The following is a 21,339-nucleotide window of genomic DNA, read 5'->3' as shown; positions in this document are numbered from 1 at the left end:
GACTCCCTGTCGTTGAGGCTACTGACGGTCGTCCCCACGGCGGCTCGCCGGGTAGCAGAGGCACGGCGGCGCGGGCACGCGGGAACTCGGCACACCAAGGTGGGCCGCAGGCTAGCCTACGCCATCCCCACCCCCGCCCCCAAACCGCCCCGGGTGGAAAGAAGGAAGGGCCCCTTATTAACGCCTGAGGTAGAGGAAGGGCCCCTTATTAACAGCGAGGCACCCGGCCGCTCCCCCAACAGCCGGGGGGCCGCCGCCAACCGGCATACGCAGGAACCCCTCCTGGCGACTCGCCAGGAGGGGTTCGCAACACGTTCGGCCCGGTCAGGGGCGGGTACGGCGACGCGCGCTGCCCCGGCGGGACCGCCGCCGGCCGGTACCGCCGTCCGTACCGTCGTCCTCGTCGCCCTCACCGAGCGCGTCCGGGTCATCCGGCGCGGCGAGCCGGGCCGACTCGCCCTGCTGGCTGTCGGCGACGTCCGACGCGGCCGGCGTCTGGGTCTCGTACCGGGACAGGTCGTAACCCATGGTGTCGTGGAAGTCGGCGTCGGCGGTGCTCGCGGTGTCGGCCTCGGTGACCTCGGCCACGGTCCGCTCGGCCGGGGCGCTCTTGCGCGCCCGACGCCGGGAGGTACCGTTCGACTGCTCGACGGCCACGGGGGGCCCCGCCGAGGCGATCGTCTTGACCCTGTCACCGCCGCCCGGACGCGGCTTCTCCGGCACCGGCTCGGTGTGGATGATCAGCCCACGACCCTTGCAGCAATCGCAGGTCTCGCTGAACGCCTCCAGCAGCCCGGCGCCGATCCGCTTACGGGTCATCTGCACCAGGCCCAGCGACGTGATCTCGGTGACCTGGTGCTTGGTACGGTCCCGACCCAGGCACTCGGTCAACCGGCGCAGCACCAGTTCCCGGTTCGACTCCAGCACCATGTCGATGAAGTCGATCACCACGATGCCGCCGATGTCGCGCAGCCGCAGCTGACGGACGATCTCCTCGGCCGCCTCCAGGTTGTTGCGGGTGACCGTCTCCTCGAGATTGCCGCCGGCACCGGTGTACTTGCCGGTGTTGACGTCGACCACGGTCATCGCCTCGGTCCGGTCGATCACCAGGTGGCCGCCGGAGGGCAGGAAGACCTTCCGGTCGAGCCCCTTGAGAATCTGCTCGTCGATGCGGTACTCGGCGAAGACGTCGGTGGTGCCGACGTGCCGGCGCAGCCGGGTGACCAGGTCCGGCGAGACGTGCGACAGGTACGACTCGACCACGTCGTACGACTCGTCGCCCTCGATCACCAACTCGCGGAAGTCCTCGTTGAACAGATCCCGCACCACTCGGATGACGAGATCCGGCTCCGCGTAGAGCAGCACCGGCGCACCGCCCTCGGCGGCCTTGGCCTGGATGTCCTCCCACTGCGCCTGGAGCCGCTTGACGTCCCGGGCCAGCTCGTCCTCGCTGGCCCCCTCGGCCGCGGTCCGGACGATCACCCCGGCGCCCTCCGGCACCAGCTTCTTCAACGCGTCGCGCAGTCGCTTGCGCTCGGTGTCCGGCAGCTTGCGGCTGATCCCCGAGGCGTTGCCGCCCGGCACGTAGACCAGGTGCCGACCGGAGAGCGCGACGTGGCTGGTCAGGCGGGCGCCTTTGTGGCCGATCGGGTCCTTGGTGACCTGCACCAGCACCGAGTCGCCGGACTTGAGCGCCTGCTCGATCGAGCGGGCCCGCCCTTCCAGCCCGGCGGTGTCCCAGTTGACCTCGCCGGCGTACAGGACCGCGTTGCGCCCTCGGCCGATGTCCACGAACGCCGCCTCCATGCTGGGCAGCACGTTCTGCACCTTGCCGAGGTAGACGTTGCCGGCCATGGTGGCGGCGGAGTTACGGGTGACATAGTGCTCGACCAGTACGCCGTCCTCGAGCACGGCGATCTGCGTACGGTCCCCGCGTTGCCGTACCGCCATCACCCGGTCGACCGCTTCCCGGCGGGCCAGGAACTCGGACTCGCTGAGGATCGGCGGTCGGGTCCGGCGCTGCTCGCGGCCGTCCCGGCGGCGCTGCCGCTTGGCTTCCAGCCGGGTCGAGCCGGAGACACCCTGCACCTCGTCGACCGTCCGGCGCGGCTCTCTGATCTTCACCACGGTGGGCACGCCGTCGTCGACGGCCCCCTCGGTGTCGCCGGCACCCCGGCGGCGCCGGCGCCGGCGGCGGCGGGTCAACCCGTCGCCGCCCTCGGCCTCGTCACCGCCATCCTCGCCGGCCTCGTCCAGATCGGCTTCGTCAGCCTCGGCCTGGGCCGGCTCCTCGGCCTCGTTCTCCTCGACGTCCTCGAAGCCGCCTTTACCGCGGCCCCGGCCCCGGCGACCCCGACGGCGGCGCCGCCGCCCGGAGAGGCCGTCCTCGTCGTCGTCGTCCTCTTCCTCAGCGCTCTCCTCGGCCTCCGCGCAGGGCTCCTCCTCGACCTCGGCCGCCGGCACGGGTTCGGTCTCCCGCCGGCTGCGGCGGCGTCGCCGCGACGGCTCGGCAGGCTCCTCGGCGGTCTCCTGCTCGACCGGGGGCGGCGACTCGGCCGCGGCGGCGCGGGCGGCGATGATCTCCTCGGGGGCCATGAACAGCACCGTCGGCGCGGTGAGCGCGGCGCGCTGCCGGCGGGACCGGGACTCCGGCGCCGGCTCCGCGGCCACCTCCCCAGCGGGCGCGGTGATCTCCGTACCCGGCTCAGCGCCAGCCGCCGCTCGGGCGGACGCGGTGCCCCCCCTAGCCGGCTCAGCGCCGGCCGCCTTCCGCGTGGCCCGGGCCGCTGCCGAACCCGGCTCCGCCTCCGGGGCGGACGGCGTGGCCGGTGCCGGACCTGCCGTGCTGTCCAGCTCAGGCGCGGGGGCGCTCGCCTGCGGCGCGCTCGCGCCGAAATCGGTGCCCGCCTCGGGTTCCGCGTCAGTCTCCGGCTCCTCGGCGGCCGAAAGCCCCTCGACCACCGCAGGCTGCTCGACCACCGCAGGCTGCTCGACCGGCGGAGGCTGCTCAGCGGCCGCAGGCTGCTCGTCGGTCGGCTCGGCCGCCGCGGGAGTGGTCTTCTTGCGGCGGGTACGGGTGGCCTTGGCCGGCGGTACGACCTCCTCGGCGGCCGCCGTCACCTCGGCCGCGTCCAGCGGCTCCTCGGCGACCTTCTGCGCGCCGGTGGCCTTGCGGCGTCGACGCGGGGTCTTCGGCGCGGCATCAAGATCGGCGGCGGCCGGTGCGGAGACCTCGGCCTGGACGTCTTCGCCGCTGCCCACGGCCGTGCTGGGCGCCTCCACCGGGGCGTCGCTCTGCTCCGGCTGGCTGGCCGGAGTTGTCCGGCGCCGCGTCGTACGTCGTTTCGGCGGCGTCTCGGCAGCCGCCACGTCGCCCAGGTCGGCGGTGCTGTTCTCGGCGGTCTCGTCGGCCGGGTTCACGCCGGTCCGTTCGCCGCCCTCTGGCTCGTTCTCGAGCATGGACGTTCTCCAGTTCTGGCTTCCCCGGGCGCGGGTGAGCGCTGCCACGCAGGGTCGCCGCAAAAGTGTTTCCCCGGGCGCACGGCGTGCGCGACCGGCGAAGTCTGCCTGTCTGAGCGCCGACCGTCGGTCAACGCCCGCCGATGGTTGCCCCGTCGCGATCCGCGTCCAACGGATCCACGATCGCACCCTGCGCGGTCAGCGTGCCCTGAGCCAGCCGGATCACCTTCGGGGCCACCGGCGGCTCCAGGCCGGCCACCACGCGGAGGCCGGAAAGGACGTCATCGGGTCGTACGGACGGAGTGACCTGCCGCACGACCATTTCGAGTATCGCACACGGTACGGCCGACGCCCCGGAAGGCGTCACCGACGCCCCGTCCACATCGATTGACATGACCGCGCTGCGGGCGTCGAAGGTCCGCCGCCCCTGCTTGGTCATGCGCTCGACCTGCACCTCCTCGGCTTCGGTGAAGGCGGTGACGGCCTGCGCGAGAACGGCGGGATCCACCTGTGGCAACTCGATCCGCCAGTGGGACGCCTCGATCCGGTCGGCCAGGCCGGTGCCGGTGGCCACCACGGCGTCGAGCACGTCGAGGCCGGGCGAGAGCGCATTGTCCAGCGCCACCCGCAACTGCGCCGGCTCGACCGGCTCGCGCAGGCCGATCTCCAGGTACTCCGCCTCGCTCGCCACCCCGGTCGGCGCCGCGCTGGCGTACGAAATCTTGGGGTGTGGGGTGAAGCCCTGGGAGAAGGCCACCGGTACGCCGGCGCGGCGCAGTGCCCGCTCGAACGCCCGGGCGAAGTCCCGGTGTGAGGTGAACCGCAGCGGGCCCCGCTTGGCGTACCGGATCCGGATGCGCTGGACGACCGGTGCCTGGCCACCCTCGGGCTGTGGTCTCTTACTGATCTTCGTGCTCCTCGCTAGCGGACCCGACCAGGGGTCACTGCTGGGCGCCGGTGGGCAGCTTCAGACCGTTGACCGGGGTCAACGGGAGCAGCTTCCGGCCGGTCGGGCCGATCTGGATCTCGGTGTCCATGGCCGGACAGACGCCGCAGTCGAAGCACGGCGTCCACCGGCAGTCGTCCTGCTCGTACTCGCTGAGCGCGTCCTGCCAGTCCTGCCAGAGCCAGTCCTTGTCCAGGCCCGAGTCCAGGTGGTCCCAGGGCAGGACCTCCAGCTCGTCGCGCTCCCGCGTGGTGTACCAGTCGAGGTCCACCCCGAAGGCGGGCAGCGTCTCGGCGGCGGCGTCCACCCAGCGCTGGTACGAAAAGTGCTCGCTCCAGCCGTCGAACCGGCCGCCGTTCTCCCAGACCCGGCGGATGACCGCACCGACCCGGCGGTCGCCCCGGGACAGCAGGCCCTCGATCAGCGACGGCTCGCCGTCGTGGTACCGGAAGCCGATCGCCCGGCCCAGCGAGCGGTCCGCGTTGATCGCCTGCTTGAGCAGCTTGAGCCGGCCGTCGATGACCTCCGGCCGCGCCATCGCCGCCCACTGGAACGGGGTGTGCGGCTTCGGCACGAACCCGCCGATGGAGACGGTGCAGCGGATGTCCTTGGAGCCGGTCGCCGCGCGGCCGGCCTTGATCACCTCGTGCGCCATGTCGGCGATCTCGAGGACGTCGGCGTCCGTCTCGGTGGGCAGGCCGCACATGAAGTAAAGCTTCACCTGCCGCCAGCCGTTGGTGTACGCGGTGACCACGGTGCGAATGAGGTCGTCCTTCGACACCATCTTGTTGATCACCTTGCGGATCCGTTCCGACCCGCCCTCCGGGGCGAAGGTCAGACCGGTCCGCCGGCCGTTACGGGACAACTCCTGGGCCAACTCGATGTTGAACGCGTCCACCCGGGTCGACGGCAGCGACAGCGACACGTTGGTGCCCTGGTACTGCTGGGCGAGGCCGGAGCACATGTCGCCGATCTCGGAGTGGTCGGCCGACGACAGCGACAACAGGCCCACCTCGTGGAAGCCGGAGAACTCCAGCCCCTCCTGCACCATCTGCCCCACCGTGGTGATCGACCGCTCCCGGACCGGGCGGGTGATCATGCCCGCCTGGCAGAACCGGCAGCCCCGGGTGCAACCCCGGAAGATCTCCACCGCGAACCGCTCGTGCACCGTCTCGGCGAGCGGGACCAGGGGCTTCTTCGGGTACGGCCAGGCGTCCAGGTCCATCGTCGTGCGCTTGTGCACCCGGAACGGCACGTCCGCCCGGTTCGGCACGACCCGCTGGATCCGGCCGTCCGGCAGGTAGTCCACGTCGTAGAAGCGCGGCACGTAGACGCTCTCCGTGCGCGCCAGCCGCAGCAGCAGCTCGTCCCGGCCGCCCGGGCACCCCTCGGCCTTCCACTCCTGGACGATCGCGGTGATCTCCAGGACCGCTTCCTCGCCGTCGCCGAGCACGGCGGCGTCGATGAAGTCGGCGATCGGTTCCGGGTTGAACGCGGCGTGCCCGCCCGCCACGATCACCGGGTCGGCGTCGGTGCGGTCGGCCGCGAGCAGCGGAATCCCGGCCAGGTCGATCGCGGTGAGCAGGTTGGTGTAGCCCAGCTCGGTGGCGAACGACACCCCGAACAGGTCGAAATCGCGCACCGGGCGATGCGCGTCGACGGTGAACTGCGGCACGCCGTGGGCGCGCATCAGCTTCTCCAGGTCCGACCAGACCGCGTACGTCCGCTCGGCCAGCACGTCGGGCAGCTCGTTGAGCACCTCGTAGAGGATCTGCACGCCCTGGTTGGGCAGGCCGACCTCGTACGCGTCCGGGTACATCAGCGCCCAACGCACGGTCGCCGTGTCCCAGTCCTTGACCACCGCCCCAAGTTCGCCACCGACGTACTGGATGGGTTTGGTGACCTGGGGCAGCAACGGCTCCAGGCGGGGCCACACGGAGTTGGCTGCCACGGGGCGCGGCGTGGTGGACGGGACGCTCATGATGCCCAAGGGTACGCGCCCGCCCGCCGGTCGCCGCGCCACACCTGCCAGGGGGCCCCGGCCCCTGCGCTACCGCGGGCGTCCATCACGGTGTTCCTGGTCACAGCCGTCCGCCGGCTGGATCCGGCCAGGTGGCGCACCGGATTCGGTCCGGTGGCGTATCGGTACTAACCTCAGGTCGGCGCGAGAGGAGATTGCCGCGATGCCGGAGCCGCAGCCGGGTGCAGACCGGCCGGTCGACGGGAACCTACCGGATACACGCCAGGACGGTGAGCCGGCGGTCACCGAGAGTCAGCAGCCCATCCCCGTACCAAATTCGGAACCACCCACCGTCGTCCCAGCGGCGGAGCAGCCCACGCCCGTACCGACGGCGGAGCAGCCCACGCCCGTACCAACGGCGGAGCCGCCCACCGGCCCACCAGCGACGGACGGGCCGTCCACCGGCCCGGACGGCACCCGAGTGCTGCCCGACGCGACGGCGGACGAGCCACCGGCACCCCGCTGGAGCGGCTCGGCCCCCGTGCCGCCGGCGACGCCGCGCCGCCGCGCGTGGGGCGAGTCCGCCGAGCCGACCCCGCCACCGCCCCGGCCGCACGAGCCGGAACACCAGACCCCGGTGGACCCGTGGGCGGGAGTGGACACTAGCGGATGGGAAGTGCCCTCGACCGACTTCCCCGCCCTGCCGCCGACGCTGTCCTACCCGGATCCGCCACCGACCCGGCCGTACTCCGGGGCCCCCGCCCCGATGCCGCCGGCCGCCCCGGCCTACCCGACGCCGGCCGCACCGATGCCGCCGGCCGCCCCGGCTTACCCGGTGCCGGCCGCCCAGCCGCCGGTCCACCACGCTCCGCCACCGCCGGCCCCGCCGGTCTCTCCGGCCGGCCGGCTGCCCGTCCCGGCCGGACCACCACTGTCACCGCCGTCGCGTCCCGGCTGGCGCGGCGCGAAGAAGTCCCCGCCCGTCGCCCCGCCGCCCGGCTGGCAGCCGCCCGCGGGGTACGTCCCGGTCGCGGTCCGCAAGCGGCGCCGCTGGCCGTGGCTGCTCCTGCTCGCCCTGGCCTGCTGCTGCGGCTGCCCGGCCTACTACGGCATGCCGATGGCCAGTCAGTATCCGGCCACCGCCAGCCTGCCCCAGCAGGTCGCCGACCTGCGGCTGCGCGAGGACCCCCGCAACGCGCAGGCCGCCCGGCAGTTGGAGACGCAGATGCGGGCGACGCACTGGCTCGCCGAGGACACCTTCGCCGGCGTCTACACCACCAACGCGGGCAAGCGGGTGACCATCTTCGGTAGCACCGGCTTCCGGTTCGCCCCCGCCACGGAGGCCGACGCCGAGATCGAACGGCTCACCGAGCCGTACGCCCTCGGCGAGAGCCAGGTGATGGAGAGCGACGTACGGGGTCGGCACGTGCGCTGCGCGGTGGGCCGCTCCGACGGCGACGGGGTGGTGGTCTGCACCTCGGTCGACCACGGCAGCATCACCACCGCCGTGTTCACCAATCTGTCGGTGGATGACAGCGCCCGCCTGCTCGGCACCCTGCGGGAGCAGATCGTCACCACGGACGGCTGACCGGTTGAGCGGTTCCCGCCAGCGCCGGCCCTCAACCCGCGAGGCGCCTCGTCCCCGCCCTGAGTGCAGGTCAGCCGGCGCTCGACTCGTCGGCGACCGTCGGTTGGCTGCGCGCCGGCGCGTACCGGTGGACGTACTCCTGGCCGGTGAGCTTCTGGATCTCGGACATCATCTCGTCGGTCATCTCGCGCAGCGACGTGCGGTCGTTGGGCCGCCCGGTGAAGTCCAGCGGCTTGCCGAACCGTACGGTGATCTTTCCGGTGAAGGGCCTCGGCACCCGGGCGCCAATCGGCTGCACCTTCTCCGTACCGATCATGCCGACTGGAATGATCGGTACACCCGCCGCGATGGCCAGGCGGACCGCCCCGGTGCGGCCCCGGTACAGCCGCCCGTCCGGCGACCGGGTGCCCTCGGGGTAGACGACCACCAGGTCGCCACCCTGCAGCGCGGGAATGGCCGCGTCGAACGCGGACAGCGCGGCCCGACCGCCAGCGCGCTCCACCGGAATCGCGCCAAGGCCGGTGAGCACGAACTTCGAGAACCGCCCCTTGACGCCGGTGCCCTTGAAGTACTCGGACTTGGCCCAGAAGGCCAGGTGCCGCGGCACGACCGTGCCGAGAAACAATTCGTCGGCCACCGACAAATGGTTGCCGGCGAAGATCGCGCCACCGGTCTGCGGGACGTGCTCCAGTCCCTCCACAGTCGGGCGGAAGGCCAGCCGCAGCGCGGGTGCCACGGTGAACTTGCCGATGGTGTAAAGCAGCGGCACTGGTCCTCCGACGGATCGAGTGGGGGGGTAGGGGCGGTGTCACCGTAGCGGACCGCCCCACATCGGCGTGCGCGAGGTGGGACGGGTCCGCTGGCTGGCCGACAGCTGGTGTTAAGAAGGAGCCCCTCCTCTACCGTAGGCGTTAAGAAGGGGCCCCTCCTTTCACCTCATACGCGGCGGACGGTGACGGTTACCGGCTCGCCGTCGCCGACCTCACCGGCGAAGCCGGCGATTCCCTCGGCGACGTCGACACTGTCGGCGAGCACTTCCCGGGCCACGAAGTCGGCGTACGCCGCCACCGCCGCCCGGACCTCCTCGGAAGCCGATACCGACACCACGATCCGGTCGGAGATGTCCAGGTCGGCGTCCCGGCGGGCCTGCTGCACCACCCGGACGACGTCCCGGGCCAGCCCCTCGGCGGCCAGTTCCGGGGTGACCGTGGTGTCCAGCACCACCACCCCCTCGCCGCCGGGCAGCGGCGCCGAGTGTTCGGCGTCGGCCGCGACCAGGCGCAGCTCGTACTCGCCCTCGGCGAGGGTGACCCCGGCGGCGACCGGGGCGCCGTCGTGCAGCTCCCACTCCCCCGCCTTGACCGCCCTGATCACCTGCTGCACCTGCTTGCCGACCCGGGGCCCGAGCGCCCGGGGCACCACGGTCAACACCTGCTGGCAGTACGCCGACACGTCGTCGGTGAAGACGACCTCCTTGACGTTGACCTCGTCGGCCACCAGGTCGGCGAAGGGACGCAGCTGCCCCGCCGCCGGGCTGGCCACGGTCAGTTTCGACAGCGGCAGCCGCACCCGCAGCGCCTTGGCCTTGCGCAGCGACAGCGCCGCCGAGGCGACGGCGCGCACGTTGTCCATCGCGGTCACCAGGTCGTGGTCGGCCGGGAACTCCTCCGCCGACGGCCAGTCGGTCAGGTGCACCGAACGCTCGCCGGTCAACCCGCGCCAGATCTCCTCGGCGGTCAGCGGCGCCAGCGGCGCCACCACCCGGCAGAGCGTCTCCAGCACCGTCCACAGCGTGTCGAACGCGTCGGCCTCGCCGGTCCAGAACCGGTCCCGGGAGCGGCGCACATACCAGTTGGTCAGCGCGTCCAGGTAGGAGCGGACGGTGGCGCAGGCGCCGGAGATGTCGTACGCGTCCATCTGCGCCCGTACCGTCGACACCAGCTCGTTCGTCTTGGCCAGCAGGTACCGGTCGAGCAGGTGGGTCGAGTCCGTCCGGCGCCGGGCGGTGTACGAGTCGGCGTTGGCGTAGAGCGAGAAGAAGTACCAGACGTTCCAGAGCGGCAGCAGCACCTGCCGGACCGCGTCCCGGATGCCCGACTCGGTCACCGCCATGTCGCCGCCACGCAGCACCGGCGAGGACATCAGCATCCAGCGCATCGCGTCCGAGCCGTACGAGTCGAAGACGTGGTAGACGTCCGGGTAGTTGCTCAGGCTCTTGGACATCTTGCGGCCGTCGGAGCCGAGCAGGATGCCGTGGCTGAGACAGTTGCGGAACGCCGGCCGGTCGAACAGCGCGGTGGCCAGCACGTGCATGGTGTAGAACCAGCCACGGGTCTGCCCGATGTACTCCACGATGAAGTCGCCCGGGTAGTGGTGCTCGAACCAGTCCCGATTCTCGAACGGGTAGTGCACCTGGGCGAATGGCATCGAGCCGGACTCGAACCAGCAGTCCAGCACCTCCGGCACCCGGCGCATCATCGACTTGCCGGTCGGGTCGTCCGGATTGGGGCGGACCAGCTCGTCCACCGCCGGCCGGTGCAGGTCGCTCAGGCGTACGCCGAAGTCCCGTTCCAGCTCGGCGAGGGACCCGTACACGTCGATGCGGGGGTAGTTCGGGTCGTCCGAGCGCCACACCGGGATCGGCGAGCCCCAGAAGCGGTTCCGGCTGATCGACCAGTCCCGGGCGTTGGCCAGCCACTTGCCGAACGAGCCGTCCTTGATGTGTCCCGGAGTCCAGTTGATCTGCTGGTTCAGCTCGACCATCCGGTCCTTGAACCTGGTCACCGCGACGAACCACGACGACACCGCCTTGTAGACCAGCGGGGTGTCGCAGCGCCAGCAGTGCGGGTACGCGTGGGTGTAGGTGTCCTGCTTGAGCACCACCCCCCGCTCCTTGAGCTCCCGGATCACCGGCTTGTTGACGTCGAAGACCTGCTCGCCCTGGTACGGCGGGACCAGCCCGGTGAACCGGGTGTGGTCGTCCACGGTGACGATGGTCGGGATGCCGGCGGCGTTGCAGACGTTCTGGTCGTCCTCGCCGAAGGCCGGGGCCAGGTGGACGATCCCGGTGCCGTCCTCGGTGGTCACGAACTCCGCGCCGAGCACCTGGTAGGCGTTCTCGCCGGCGTGCTCGACGAGGAAGTCGAACAGCGGGGTGTAGCGGCGCCCCACCAGGTCGGCGCCGCGCACCGTGCCGACCTGCTGGTATCCCTCCAGCTCCTTGGCGTACGCGCCCACCCGGGCGGCGCCCACCACGTGCCGGACGCCGTCGCGCTCCAGCACCGCGTACTCGATGTCCGGGCCGACGGCGAGCGCGAGGTTCGACGGCAGGGTCCACGGCGTGGTGGTCCAGACGCCGAGGCGCACCGGCCCGCGAACCAGCTCCGCGGCGGACTCGTCCGGCGTCAGCTCGAACCACACGGTCAAGGTGGGGTCGTGCCGGTCCCGGTAGACGTCGTCCATCCGCGTCTCGGTGTTCGACAGCGGCGTCTCGCACCGCCAGCAGTACGCCAGCACCCGGAAGCCCTCGTAGACCAGGCCCTTGTCGTGCAGGGTCTTGAAGGCCCACATGACGCTTTCCATGTAGTCCAGGTCGAGGGTCTTGTAGTCGTTGGCGAAGTCGACCCAGCGGGCCTGCCGGGTGACGTACCGCTCCCAGTCCTGGGTGAACTCCAGCACCGAGGTGCGGCACGCCTCGTTGAACCGGGCCACGCCGAGGTCGAGGATCTCCGCCTTGCTGGTGATGCCGAGCTGCTTCTCGGCCACCACCTCGGCGGGCAGGCCGTGGCAGTCCCAGCCGAAGCGCCGTTCCACCCGCCGGCCACTCATGGTCTGGTAGCGCGGCACCACGTCCTTGACGTACCCGGTGAAGAGGTGGCCGTAGTGCGGCAGGCCGTTGGCGAACGGCGGCCCGTCGTAGAAGACGTACTCGTTACTGCCGTTCTCGCCGGCCTCGCGGTTTTCGACGCTGGCCTCGAAGGTCTTGTCGGCCGTCCAGTGCTCCAGCACCCGGCGCTCGACCGCGGGCAGGTCCGGGCTCGCCGGGACGCCGGCGGCGGTCGGGTCGTGCATCGGATAGGCCATCGGGGGTCGCTCTCCTCGCTGACGCTCACTGTGGTGTGGGTCTGCGAGGACGAACCTTCTCCGGTACGCCGCAACCGGCGCCCCGGGCCGGGCCCGCGGTACCACCCCGCTTGACGGTCAGGTGCGACCGCCCGCTCGTTGGCCGGCTGTGACGGGCCGGACCCGCCCGGTTCTACTGAGCCGGTCACCCGGCCGTTCTTCCGGAAGCTCCCCGGTGATAGCCGGATCATCGCCATACACCCCCATGATACCCACCCCACCCCGCCCCCTCCTCCCGATAACCCCCACCCCGCCCCACCCACGCGATCTTGCACTTCTGGTCGCCGTTACGCGGCTTTCAGCCCGCTATGCCCCGACAACAAGTGCAAGATCGACGAAGCAGGGGCGGTGGGAGGGCGTGATGCGGGTCATAGGGGCGGCCTGTCACGCGATGGCGGCGGCGATCCGTCGTGTCGGTGTCACAGTGATCTAGGGGGTCGTCATGCAGCGAATGAATCTGGCCGAGGTGGCACCGGGGGCGTTCCAGAGCGTGCTGGGGTTGGAGAAGTACGTTCGGGCCAACGTGGACCACACCGTGCTGGAGTTGGTGAAGTTGCGTGCGTCGGTGCTGAACGGCTGCGCGTACTGCGTCGACATGCACAGCCGCGAGGCGCTCGACGCGGGCGAGAGCAGCCGGCGGCTGTTCGCGGTGGCCACCTGGCGCGAGGCGCCCTTCTTCGACGAGCGGGAGCGGGCCGCGCTGGCGTTGACCGACGCGGTGACCCGGCTCGGCGAGCACGGGGTGCCCGACGAGGTCTGGGACGCCGCCGCGAAGGTCTGGCCGGAGAAGGCCCTCGCCGACCTGGTCCTGGCGATCGCCACAATCAACGTGTGGAACCGGATCGCGGTAACCTTCCGCACCGAACTGCCGTCGGAGGGGTGAGCCGGGCGGCGTCGGCCGATGCGGTGAGTCCGGCCGACGCGGCGGAGGCGGCCGGTGCGCTCACCGCGCACCGGCCGATGCTGCTCGGGCTGGCGTACCGGTTGCTGGGCAGCCGGCACGACGCCGAGGACATCCTCCAGGAGGCCTACCTGCGCTGGGTACGCGTCGACCGGGCCACGGTGACCGAGCCGCGCCGCTACCTGTCCCGCGTGGTGGCCCACCTGGCCATGGACCGGCTACGCGCCCGACAGTCCGCCCGCGAGGCGTACGTCGGGCCGTGGCTGCCGGAGCCGGTGCCGACCGCGCCCTCGCCGTTCGGTCCGCTGGAACGCGTCGAGCTGCGCGACTCCCTCTCCACCGCGCTGCTGCACCTGCTGGAGCGACTCACCCCGCCGGAGCGCGCGGTCTACGTGCTGCACACCGCCTTCGAACTGCCGTACACCGAGATCGCCGAACTGCTCGACCGGTCCGCCGAGGACTGCCGGCAGCTGCACCATCGGGCGAGCGTCCGGATCGGTCGCGACCAGCGCCGGTTCACCGCAGACCGGGCGGAGCAGGAACGACTGCTGGACGCGTTCATCGCCGCCGCCGACGACGGTGACCTCGTGGCGCTGACCGGGCTGATGGCCGCCGACGCGACCGCATGGAGCGACGGTGGCGGCCGGGTACGGGCCGCCCGCAACCCGGTCACCGGGGCCGACCGGGTCGCCCGCTTCCTGATCGGGATCCTCGGCAAGGGCTGGCCGTTCAGCGTGCACCGCACGGAACTCAACGGCCAGCCGGCCGTCGTGGTGGTCACCGCGGCGGGTGCCCGGTACGCGGTCACCCTCGGCACCGCCGCCGGTCGGATCACCGACGTGTTCCTGGTGGCCAACCCGGACAAACTGGCCTGGTCGGCCTGAGGCCCCACCCCCGGCGACCGGCCGGTCCGACGACCTCAGCCCAGGTCGGGGAACCAGAGTGCGATCTCCCGCTTGGCGCTGTCGGCCGAGTCGGAGGCGTGCACCAGGTTCTCCCGGTTGGACAGGGCGAGGTCGCCCCGGATGGTGCCGGCGGCGGCCTTGCGCCCGTCGGTGGCCCCGATCATGCCGCGTACCACCCCGATCACCTGGTCGCCGGAGAGCACCAGCGCGACCAGCGGACCGCTGGTCATGAACGCCTTCAGCGGCGGGTAGAAGGGCTTCTCCACGTGCTCGGAGTAGTGCTCGTCGGCCAGCGCGGCGTCCATGCTCCGGGACACCATGGCGTCGATCTGCAGTCCCTTGCGCTCGAAGCGGGAGATGATCTCGCCGACCAGTCCACGGCGTACCGCGTCGGGCTTGATCAGTACGAGCGTGCGCTCGTCGGGGCTGCTGGTGGACACGCTGGGTTCCTCCTCGGAGCGGAATCCGGTCGGGCTGGGTACGGTCAGCCTAGCGACCCGGTCGCGGCACCGGCGCGCTGGTCGGTTCTTCCCCCGGCCCCCGATCCGGCTTAGCCTGGCCCTGACCATCCGGGAGGTCCACTGTGGCGAACGGCGGGAACCCACCCATCGCACCCGTACGCAAGTTGATCGCCGCGGTCGTCGGCACCGTGGCCGCCTTCGTTATCCTCTTCGGCCTGGGCATGACCAGCTGGGCCATCGTGGCGCTCGGGGTGGCTTTCCTGGCGCTGGCGATCGCGCTGGCCACCGTGCGCGGCGGGGGTCGCACCTGGGTGGTCGGCGACGGGCACGTGCACAGCGCCTCCGAGCCGCCCACCCAGTACGCCTTCGGGCGCTGCGAACTCCAGTTGGTGATCGACGCGCCGGGGCTGCCACCCCGGTCCAAGAAGATCATCGAGCCACGGGTACCGGTCTCGAAGTGGCCGGCACTCGGCCAGACCCTGCCGATCCGGGTGGCCCTGGACGATCCGCGGCACGTCCGGGTGCTCTGGGACGAGGTGCCCACCCACGCCGAGGCCGGCACCGCCGACCTGCCGCCCGAGTACGCCGACCCACCGCCCGAGTACGCCGCCCAGACCCTCTCCGACGAGGTGCTGATCGGCCAGCAGGCGCCGCCGTGGGCCGGCCGGGCACCCGAGGAAGACCTGCACGGTCCGCTGGGCGAACCCCCCGGTGGTTCGCGCCGCGACGACCCGGTCGGCCCCGTCGAGCAGCGCGATCCGGTGCGGGTACGCCAGCGCCCGGGTGGACCGGTCGTGCTGGAGGGGACGGTGGTGGAGCAGCCCGGCGACCAGACACTTCCCCGCCGGGCCACGCCCGCCCCCCGCACGTCGGCCGAGGAACGGTTCGCGGCGACGGTCGCGGAGGAGCCACCCCTCACCGGGCGGTTCGCCGGTCCCCCGCCGGCCGGGAGTCACGCCGACGCGCCGCCCGCCCCGGTGGACCAGTTCGATCCGCTCGACCTGCCGCTCGAGGACCCGCAGCCGGCAGCGAGCACCGGTGGCGGCCCGGGACTGCCCGCCACCGGGGCCGCGACGGCCGCCGGCGGCGGGCACGCGGGCAGCCCAGCCGACCAGGCGGTGCCCGTCCCGGACGAGCCGGTCGGCGCCCGCGAACTGGACGAGGCGATCTTCGGCTTCGATCCGGAGGCGGCCGACCCGGCCGCACCGATCAGCGGCGTGGGCATCACCCTGCTGGTCACCGAGCTGCCCCGGTCGCTGGAGTTCTACCGGGACCGGCTCGGGTTCGCCGAGGTCGACCGGGGCACCGGCAACGCGGTGCTGGCCTCCGGGGCGACCCGACTGGTGCTGCGGGAGGTGACCGGCGCCCAGCCGATCAGCCGTCGTCTGGTGCACGTCAACCTCGACGTCGACGACATCCAGGGCGCGTACGAGCGGCTGCGTGACTCCGGCGTCCGGTTCACGTACGCCCCGCGGGTGGTCAACCGCGGCACCAAGTTGGAGGTGTGGGCGGCGGCGTTCCGCGACCCGGACGGCCACGGGATCGCGCTGACCCAGTGGCGGGAACGCGCCGAGGCGTGACCCTGCCCCGGGGTGGCGACGTGCGCGCGCCACCCCGGGAAATCAGCCCAGGATCACGCGGCGCACGTGCCACGCGTACGCCCACACCAGCGCGAAGATCACGCCCAGCACGAACAGCGACCAGTGCAACAGACCGGACAGCAGCAGCAGCCCCTGCAACGCCGTGCCGGCGTGCCAGGCCCAGGGGCGGCGCATCATTCCGGCGAGCCCGACGGCGGCCACGGCCAGCGCCACCACCACCCCGATCGCCGCGCCGCCGAGGTCACCGCCGACCATTCGGATCGGCTGGAGCGCCAGCAGCAGCACCAACGCCTCCAGGGCGAGGGTGCCCGCGCCGAGCCCGCGCACCGCCCGTTGCGGATCACGCAGCCCCGACCGGCGCGGTCCCGGCGAGCCGTCGGGCCGGGATGCCTCCTCCGGGCCGGACGTCCGCCCCGCGCCGCCCGGAGCGTCGTTTCCCCCGGTCATCGCTTCAACAACCGGCGGGCGTCGGCCACGGTCACCACGGACCCGGTGATGAGTACGCCGACGCCGGCCAGCTCACCCGGCACATCTTCCTCGGCCAGTGCCACCGCCGCCTCGATCGCGTCCGGCATCTGCTCGGCCACCTCGACGCGGTCCGGCCCGAACACCTCGGCGGCGAGCGCGGCCAACTCCTCCACCGGCAGCGCCCGCGGCGAACTGTTCCGGGTCACCACCACCTGGTCCACCACCGGTTCGAGCAGTTCCAGCAGGCTGGCCGCGTCCTTGTCGGCCAGGGTGCCCACCACGGCGACCAGCTTGCTGAACGCGAACTCCTCCTGGAGCGCGGTGACCGTCGCCGTCATGCCCTGCGGATTGTGCGCGCCGTCGAGCAGGATCGCCGGCGCGGTGCGGACCCGCTCCAGCCGGCCCGGTGAGGTGGCGGCGGCGAATCCCTCCCGTACCGCCTCCACGTCGAGTTGCCGTCGGGCGCCGGCGCCCAGGAACGCCTCGACGGCGGCGAGCGCGACCGCCGCGTTCTGCGCCTGGTGGGCGCCGTGCAGTGGGACGAACACCTCGTCGTAGACCCCGCCCAGGCCCTGCAACGTGAGCACCTGCCCGCCGACCGCCACCGCCCGGCGCAGCACACCGAACTCCGAGCCCTCCCGGGCGATGGTGGCACCGACCTCGGCGCAGCGTTCCAGGATCGGCCGGGCCGCCTCCTCCTCCTGCGCGGCGCAGATGACGGTCGCGCCTCGGTGGATGATTCCGGCCTTGGCCAGCGCGATGTCCTGAAGCGTGTCACCGAGCCATTCGGTGTGGTCCAGCCCGATCGGGGTCAGTACGCACACCCCGGCCTGGAGCACGTTGGTGGCGTCCTCGGCCCCGCCCAGGCCGACCTCGACCACGGCCACGTCCACCGGGGCGTCGGCGAAGGTGGCGAACGCCAGCGCGGTGGTCATGTCGAAGTAGGTCAGCGGCTCGGCCGAGCGGTCGTCGACCAGCTCGGCCAGCGGCTTCACCTCCCGGTAGACGGTGGTGAACCGGGTCTCGTCCACCGGCTCGCCGTCCAGGCTGATCCGCTCCCGGACGGTCTCCAGGTGCGGGCTGGTGTAGCGGCCGGTGTGCAGCCCGAACGCCCGCAGCAGCGAGTCGATCATCCGCGCCGTGGAGGTCTTGCCGTTGGTGCCGGTGAGGTGGATCGACGGGTACGCCCGCTGCGGGCTGCCCAGCAGGTCGAGCAGGGACGAGATGCGATCCAGCTCGAAAACCATCCGGGTGAAGCCGCGCCCGGTCAGCTCGGCCTCGACCTCGGCGAAGGCGGCCTGCTCGGCGCGGGTGGTGTGGTTTGCGCTGTCGGTCATGAGGGCAGCGCCTCCAGGGCGGCGTCGATACGGACCAGGTCGGCTTCGGCCACGGCCAGCCGTTCCCGGATCTTCGCGACGACGTGCTCCGGGGCCTTGCCGACGAACGCCGGGTTGGCCAGCTTCGCCCGGGCCTGTCCGGCCTCCTTCTCGGCCGCCGCGCGGTCCTTGGTGAGCCGGGCCCGCTCGGCGGCCACGTCGATCGAACCGCGGGTGTCGAGCGCGACGCTGATCTCACCGGGCATGGCCAGCGTGGCGCTGGCCTGGAAGTCGCCGCCCGCCGGGTCGAGGCGGACCAGCGAGCGGATCAGCGGCTCGTGCCCGACGATGCCGGCGTCGGCCAGCCCGTCGAGCCGGGCGGCGACCCGCTGGGTCGGGCGTAGCCCCTGGTCGGAGCGGAACCGGCGGATCTCGGTGACGACCCGCTGCAGGGTGGCGATCTCCGCCTCGGCGGTGGCGTCGACGCGCGCCCGGTCGGCGACCGGCCAGGCGGCCGTCATCACCGTGTCCCCGCCGGTGAGCGCGGTCCACAGTTCCTCGGTGACGAACGGGATCACCGGGTGCAGCAGCCGCAGCAACTGGTCCAGCACGTGTCCGAGCACCCGTCGGGTGGCGTCCGCCGCCGGCCCGCCCTCGGCCAGCACCGGCTTGCTCAGCTCGACGTACCAGTCACAGACGTCGTCCCAGGCGAAGTGGTACAGCAGGTCGCAGACCTTGGCGAACTCGTACGCCTCGAACTGCTCGTCCACCTCGGCGGTGACCTGCGCCAGCCGGGACAGGATCCACCGGTCGACCGTCGACAGTTCGGCCGCGCCCGGTAGCGGTCCCTCGGTGTGCGCGCCGTTGAGCAGCGCGAACCGGGTGGCGTTCCACAGCTTGTTGCAGAAGTTGCGCGACCCCTGGCACCACTCCTCGCTGACCGCCACGTCCCCGCCCGGGTTCGCTCCCCGGGCCAGGGTGAAGCGGGTGGCGTCGGCGCCGAACCGGTCGATCCAGTCCAGCGGGTCGACCACGTTGCCGAACGACTTCGACATCTTCTTGCCATGCTCGTCGCGGACCATGCCGTGCAGCGCCACCACGTCGAACGGCTGCACGCCGTCCATCGCGTACAGGCCGAACATCATCATCCGGGCGACCCAGAAGAAGAGGATGTCGTACCCGGTGACCAGCACGCTGGTCGGGTAGAACTTGGCCAGGTCCGGGGTCCGCTCCGGCCAGCCGAGCGTGGAGAACGGCCACAGGCCGCTGGAGAACCAGGTGTCCAGGACGTCCTCGTCCTGGTGCCAGCCCGCACCGGTCGGCGGCTGCTCGTCGGGGCCGACGCAGACGACCTTCCCGTCCGGGCCATACCAGACCGGGATGCGGTGACCCCACCAGAGCTGTCGGGAGATGCACCAGTCGTGCATGTTGTCGACCCAGGCGAAGTACCGCTTGGCCAGCTCCGTCGGCTCGATCCGCACCCGGCCGTCGCGCACCGCGTCGCCGGCCGCCTTGGCCAGCGGTGCGGTGTTGACGAACCACTGCAGGGACAGCCGGGGCTCGATCGTGGTCCGGCAGCGGGAGCAATGGCCCACCGCGTGCACGTACGGCCGCTTCTCCGCGACGATGCGGCCCTGCTCGCGCAGCGCGGCGACGATCGCCGGGCGGGCCTCGAAGCGGTCCAGACCCTCGAACGGGCCGTGCACGGTGATGACGCCGCGCTCGTCCATGACCGTCAGGGACGGCAGGTCGTGCCGCTGGCCGATCTCGAAGTCGTTCGGGTCGTGCGCCGGAGTCACCTTGACCATGCCCGTGCCGAAGGCCGGGTCGACGTGCGCGTCACCCACGATCGGGATCCGCCGCCCGGTCAGCGGCAGCTCGACCTCGGTGCCGATCAGGTGCCGGTACCGCTCGTCGTCCGGGTGCACCGCCACCGCCGTGTCGCCGAGCATCGTCTCGGCCCGGGTGGTGGCCACCACCACGTCGTCGCTGTACCGGATGGTGACCAGTTCGCCCTCGTCGTCGGTGTGTTCCACCTCGATGTCCGACAGCGCGGTCAGGCAGCGCGGGCACCAGTTGATGATCCGGTTCGCCCGGTAGATCAGCCCGTCGTCGAACAGCTTCTTGAACATGGTCTGCACGGCCCGGGACAGGCCCTCGTCCATGGTGAAGCGCTCGCGGTCCCAGTCGACGGAGTCGCCGAGGCGGCGCATCTGGCCGAGGATCGCACCGCCGGACTCGGCCTTCCACCGCCACACCCGCTCGACGAACTTCTCCCGGCCCAGGTCGTGCCGGGACAGGCCCTCGGTGGCGAGCTGCCGCTCGACCACGTTCTGGGTGGCGATGCCGGCGTGGTCCATGCCGGGCAGCCAGAGTGCCTCGAAGCCCTGCATGCGCTTACGCCGCACCAGGGTGTCCTGCACGGTGTGGTCCAGCGCGTGGCCCATGTGCAGCGAGCCGGTGACGTTGGGCGGCGGGATCACGATGGTGAACGGGGGCTTGTCACTCTCCGTTGAGGCCCGGAACCGACCGTCGGCTACCCACCGCTCGTACCGTCGCTGCTCTACCTCGCCGGGCTGGTACTGGCCGGCAATGGTCGGGGCGTCGGGTCGTCGGGCATCCAGTCTCTCGGTCACCCGACAAGTCTACGGAGCGCTTCGGCGGACCCGACGTGCGCCACCGGTCGTTGGCGTACGGTGACGGCTATGTCCGACGCACACCTCGGCGCCCGCCGGCTCGACGAGGCTTCCTCGCCGGTCGAACTGACCGACGAGCCGATCCAGCTGAGCAACCGCGACCCGGAGAAGGCCGGCGACCGCGTCGACGTCCGGATCCGTCGCCGGCGGCTCGCGGTCGCGCTGTTGGCGGTCCTCGCGCTGGCCGGCATCGGCACGCTCGGCACCTTCGGCTGGCGCATCGCCCAGCAGAAAGACGCCCGGATCGCGACGCCGGACCAGGTCGCCGGCCTGAGCCGGGACACCAGCGAGCGGGCCAGCAGCACCGCCGACTACCTGCGCAGCGGCCTCGCCGCCGACATCGAGCTGGACAGCAGCTTCGGCGCCGTCTACCAGGACGCGGCCGACGCACGCCGCTCGGTGCTGATCTTCGGCGGTACCACTCTGCTGTGGCAGCCGGAGCGGGACCTGGAGAGCCTCTTCCGGCTGATGGCCGACGAGGCCGGCGCGGTGACCGGCCTGCGGAACGTGCCGCCGGGCCGGCTGGGCGGCGTGATGAAGTGCGGCAGCACCAGCGGCGAGGGCGGCGACTTCGCGGTCTGCGGCTGGGCCGACCACGGCAGCGTGGTGCTGGCCATGTTCCCCTTCCGGCCGGTCGACGAGGCCGCCGGGCTGCTTCGGGAGATCCGCGAGAGCGTCCAGACCCGCGCCTGATCTCGCCGCGTTCGCACGGGGCGCAGCCCGCCGAGAAAGAAGTGGGCAGAAACGCGTTTAGGGCCACCCCAGATGGGGTGGCCCTAAACGGAAGAATGTCCGGCGGTGTCCTACTCTCCCACACCCTCCCGAGTGCAGTACCATCGGCGCTGGAGGGCTTAGCTTCCGGGTTCGGAATGTAACCGGGCGTTTCCCCTCCGCCATAACCGCCGTAACCTTATCA

Annotated in this window: 14 protein-coding genes and 1 rRNA gene; 5 read left to right on the top strand and 10 right to left on the bottom strand. The window is 71.9% G+C overall.

Annotation, left to right across the window (positions count from 1 at the left end; translation table 11 throughout):
• Positions 1-324: 324 nt before the first annotated feature.
• The 3 genes from IEY61_RS23200 to IEY61_RS23190 all read right to left on the bottom strand — a co-directional run bounded on the left by IEY61_RS23200 (position 325) and on the right by IEY61_RS23190 (position 6,386).
• A complete protein-coding gene (locus IEY61_RS23200) occupies positions 325-3,459 on the bottom strand; it encodes an Rne/Rng family ribonuclease (RefSeq protein ID WP_189047806.1) in 3,135 nt (1,044 codons plus the stop codon).
• A gap of 130 nt (positions 3,460-3,589) precedes the next feature.
• Positions 3,590-4,309 (bottom strand): TIGR03936 family radical SAM-associated protein, encoded by a 720-nt coding sequence (locus IEY61_RS23195; RefSeq protein WP_268240685.1) that lies wholly within the window; start codon positions 4,307-4,309, stop codon positions 3,590-3,592.
• A 91-nt stretch (positions 4,310-4,400) separates the two neighbouring features.
• A complete protein-coding gene (locus tag IEY61_RS23190; protein WP_189047804.1) occupies positions 4,401-6,386 on the bottom strand; it encodes a TIGR03960 family B12-binding radical SAM protein in 1,986 nt (661 codons plus the stop codon).
• Between the two features lie 202 nt (positions 6,387-6,588).
• On the opposite strand from IEY61_RS23190, the gene IEY61_RS31860 reads away from it, so the two are divergent.
• Entirely contained in the window at positions 6,589-7,953 is a 1,365-nt protein-coding gene (locus tag IEY61_RS31860; RefSeq protein WP_268240684.1) for a hypothetical protein, read from the top strand.
• 70 nt (positions 7,954-8,023) lie between these two features.
• Here the strand turns inward: IEY61_RS31860 and IEY61_RS23180 are convergent, their stop codons facing one another.
• Positions 8,024-8,722: a lysophospholipid acyltransferase family protein gene (locus IEY61_RS23180; RefSeq protein ID WP_189047802.1), complete on the bottom strand. Its 699-nt coding sequence runs from the start codon at positions 8,720-8,722 to the stop codon at positions 8,024-8,026.
• A 167-nt stretch (positions 8,723-8,889) separates the two neighbouring features.
• Positions 8,890-12,036 (bottom strand): isoleucine--tRNA ligase, encoded by a 3,147-nt coding sequence (gene ileS, locus IEY61_RS23175; RefSeq protein ID WP_189047799.1) that lies wholly within the window; start codon positions 12,034-12,036, stop codon positions 8,890-8,892.
• A 481-nt stretch (positions 12,037-12,517) separates the two neighbouring features.
• On the opposite strand from ileS, the gene IEY61_RS23170 reads away from it, so the two are divergent.
• Positions 12,518-12,958 carry a carboxymuconolactone decarboxylase family protein gene (locus IEY61_RS23170; RefSeq protein ID WP_189047797.1) on the top strand — a complete coding sequence of 147 codons (441 nt, stop codon included), beginning with the start codon at positions 12,518-12,520 and terminating at the stop codon, positions 12,956-12,958.
• Positions 12,955-13,860: an RNA polymerase sigma factor SigJ gene (gene sigJ, locus IEY61_RS23165; RefSeq protein ID WP_229706370.1), complete on the top strand. Its 906-nt coding sequence runs from the start codon at positions 12,955-12,957 to the stop codon at positions 13,858-13,860. The genes IEY61_RS23170 and sigJ overlap by 4 nt, the downstream gene beginning before the upstream one ends.
• 35 nt (positions 13,861-13,895) lie before the next feature.
• Here sigJ and ndk read toward each other — a convergent pair whose 3' ends face one another.
• Positions 13,896-14,321, bottom strand: a complete 426-nt coding sequence (gene ndk, locus IEY61_RS23160) for a nucleoside-diphosphate kinase (protein WP_189047795.1) — start codon at positions 14,319-14,321, stop codon at positions 13,896-13,898.
• Positions 14,322-14,464: 143 nt separating this feature from the next.
• Here ndk and IEY61_RS23155 point away from each other — a divergent pair, with 143 nt between their 5' ends.
• Positions 14,465-15,922 (top strand): VOC family protein, encoded by a 1,458-nt coding sequence (locus tag IEY61_RS23155; RefSeq protein WP_189047793.1) that lies wholly within the window; start codon positions 14,465-14,467, stop codon positions 15,920-15,922.
• Between the two features lie 42 nt (positions 15,923-15,964).
• On the opposite strand, the gene IEY61_RS23150 is transcribed toward IEY61_RS23155, so the two are convergent.
• The 3 genes from IEY61_RS23150 to IEY61_RS23140 are packed head-to-tail and all read right to left on the bottom strand — an operon-like array spanning position 15,965 to position 20,363.
• Positions 15,965-16,390 (bottom strand): DUF4233 domain-containing protein, encoded by a 426-nt coding sequence (locus IEY61_RS23150; RefSeq protein ID WP_189047791.1) that lies wholly within the window; start codon positions 16,388-16,390, stop codon positions 15,965-15,967.
• On the bottom strand, positions 16,387-17,748 hold the full coding sequence (locus tag IEY61_RS23145; RefSeq protein ID WP_189047789.1) for a bifunctional folylpolyglutamate synthase/dihydrofolate synthase: 1,362 nt from the start codon (positions 17,746-17,748) through the stop codon (positions 16,387-16,389). The genes IEY61_RS23150 and IEY61_RS23145 overlap by 4 nt, the downstream gene beginning before the upstream one ends.
• Positions 17,745-20,363 carry a valine--tRNA ligase gene (locus IEY61_RS23140; protein ID WP_189047787.1) on the bottom strand — a complete coding sequence of 873 codons (2,619 nt, stop codon included), beginning with the start codon at positions 20,361-20,363 and terminating at the stop codon, positions 17,745-17,747. The genes IEY61_RS23145 and IEY61_RS23140 overlap by 4 nt, the downstream gene beginning before the upstream one ends.
• Positions 20,364-20,432: 69 nt before the next feature.
• Here IEY61_RS23140 and IEY61_RS23135 point away from each other — a divergent pair, with 69 nt between their 5' ends.
• On the top strand, positions 20,433-21,116 hold the full coding sequence (locus tag IEY61_RS23135) for a hypothetical protein (protein WP_189047785.1): 684 nt from the start codon (positions 20,433-20,435) through the stop codon (positions 21,114-21,116).
• 97 nt (positions 21,117-21,213) lie between these two features.
• On the opposite strand, the gene rrf is transcribed toward IEY61_RS23135, so the two are convergent.
• Positions 21,214-21,330, bottom strand: a 5S ribosomal RNA gene (gene rrf, locus IEY61_RS23130).
• Between the last annotated feature and the right edge of the window lie 9 nt (positions 21,331-21,339).

Source organism: Micromonospora sonchi, assembly GCF_014646235.1.
GTDB classification, from domain to species: Bacteria; Actinomycetota; Actinomycetes; order Mycobacteriales; family Micromonosporaceae; genus Micromonospora; species Micromonospora sonchi.
Note: the sequence above shows the minus strand (reverse complement) of the source record. Positions and strands in the feature narration are given on the sequence as shown.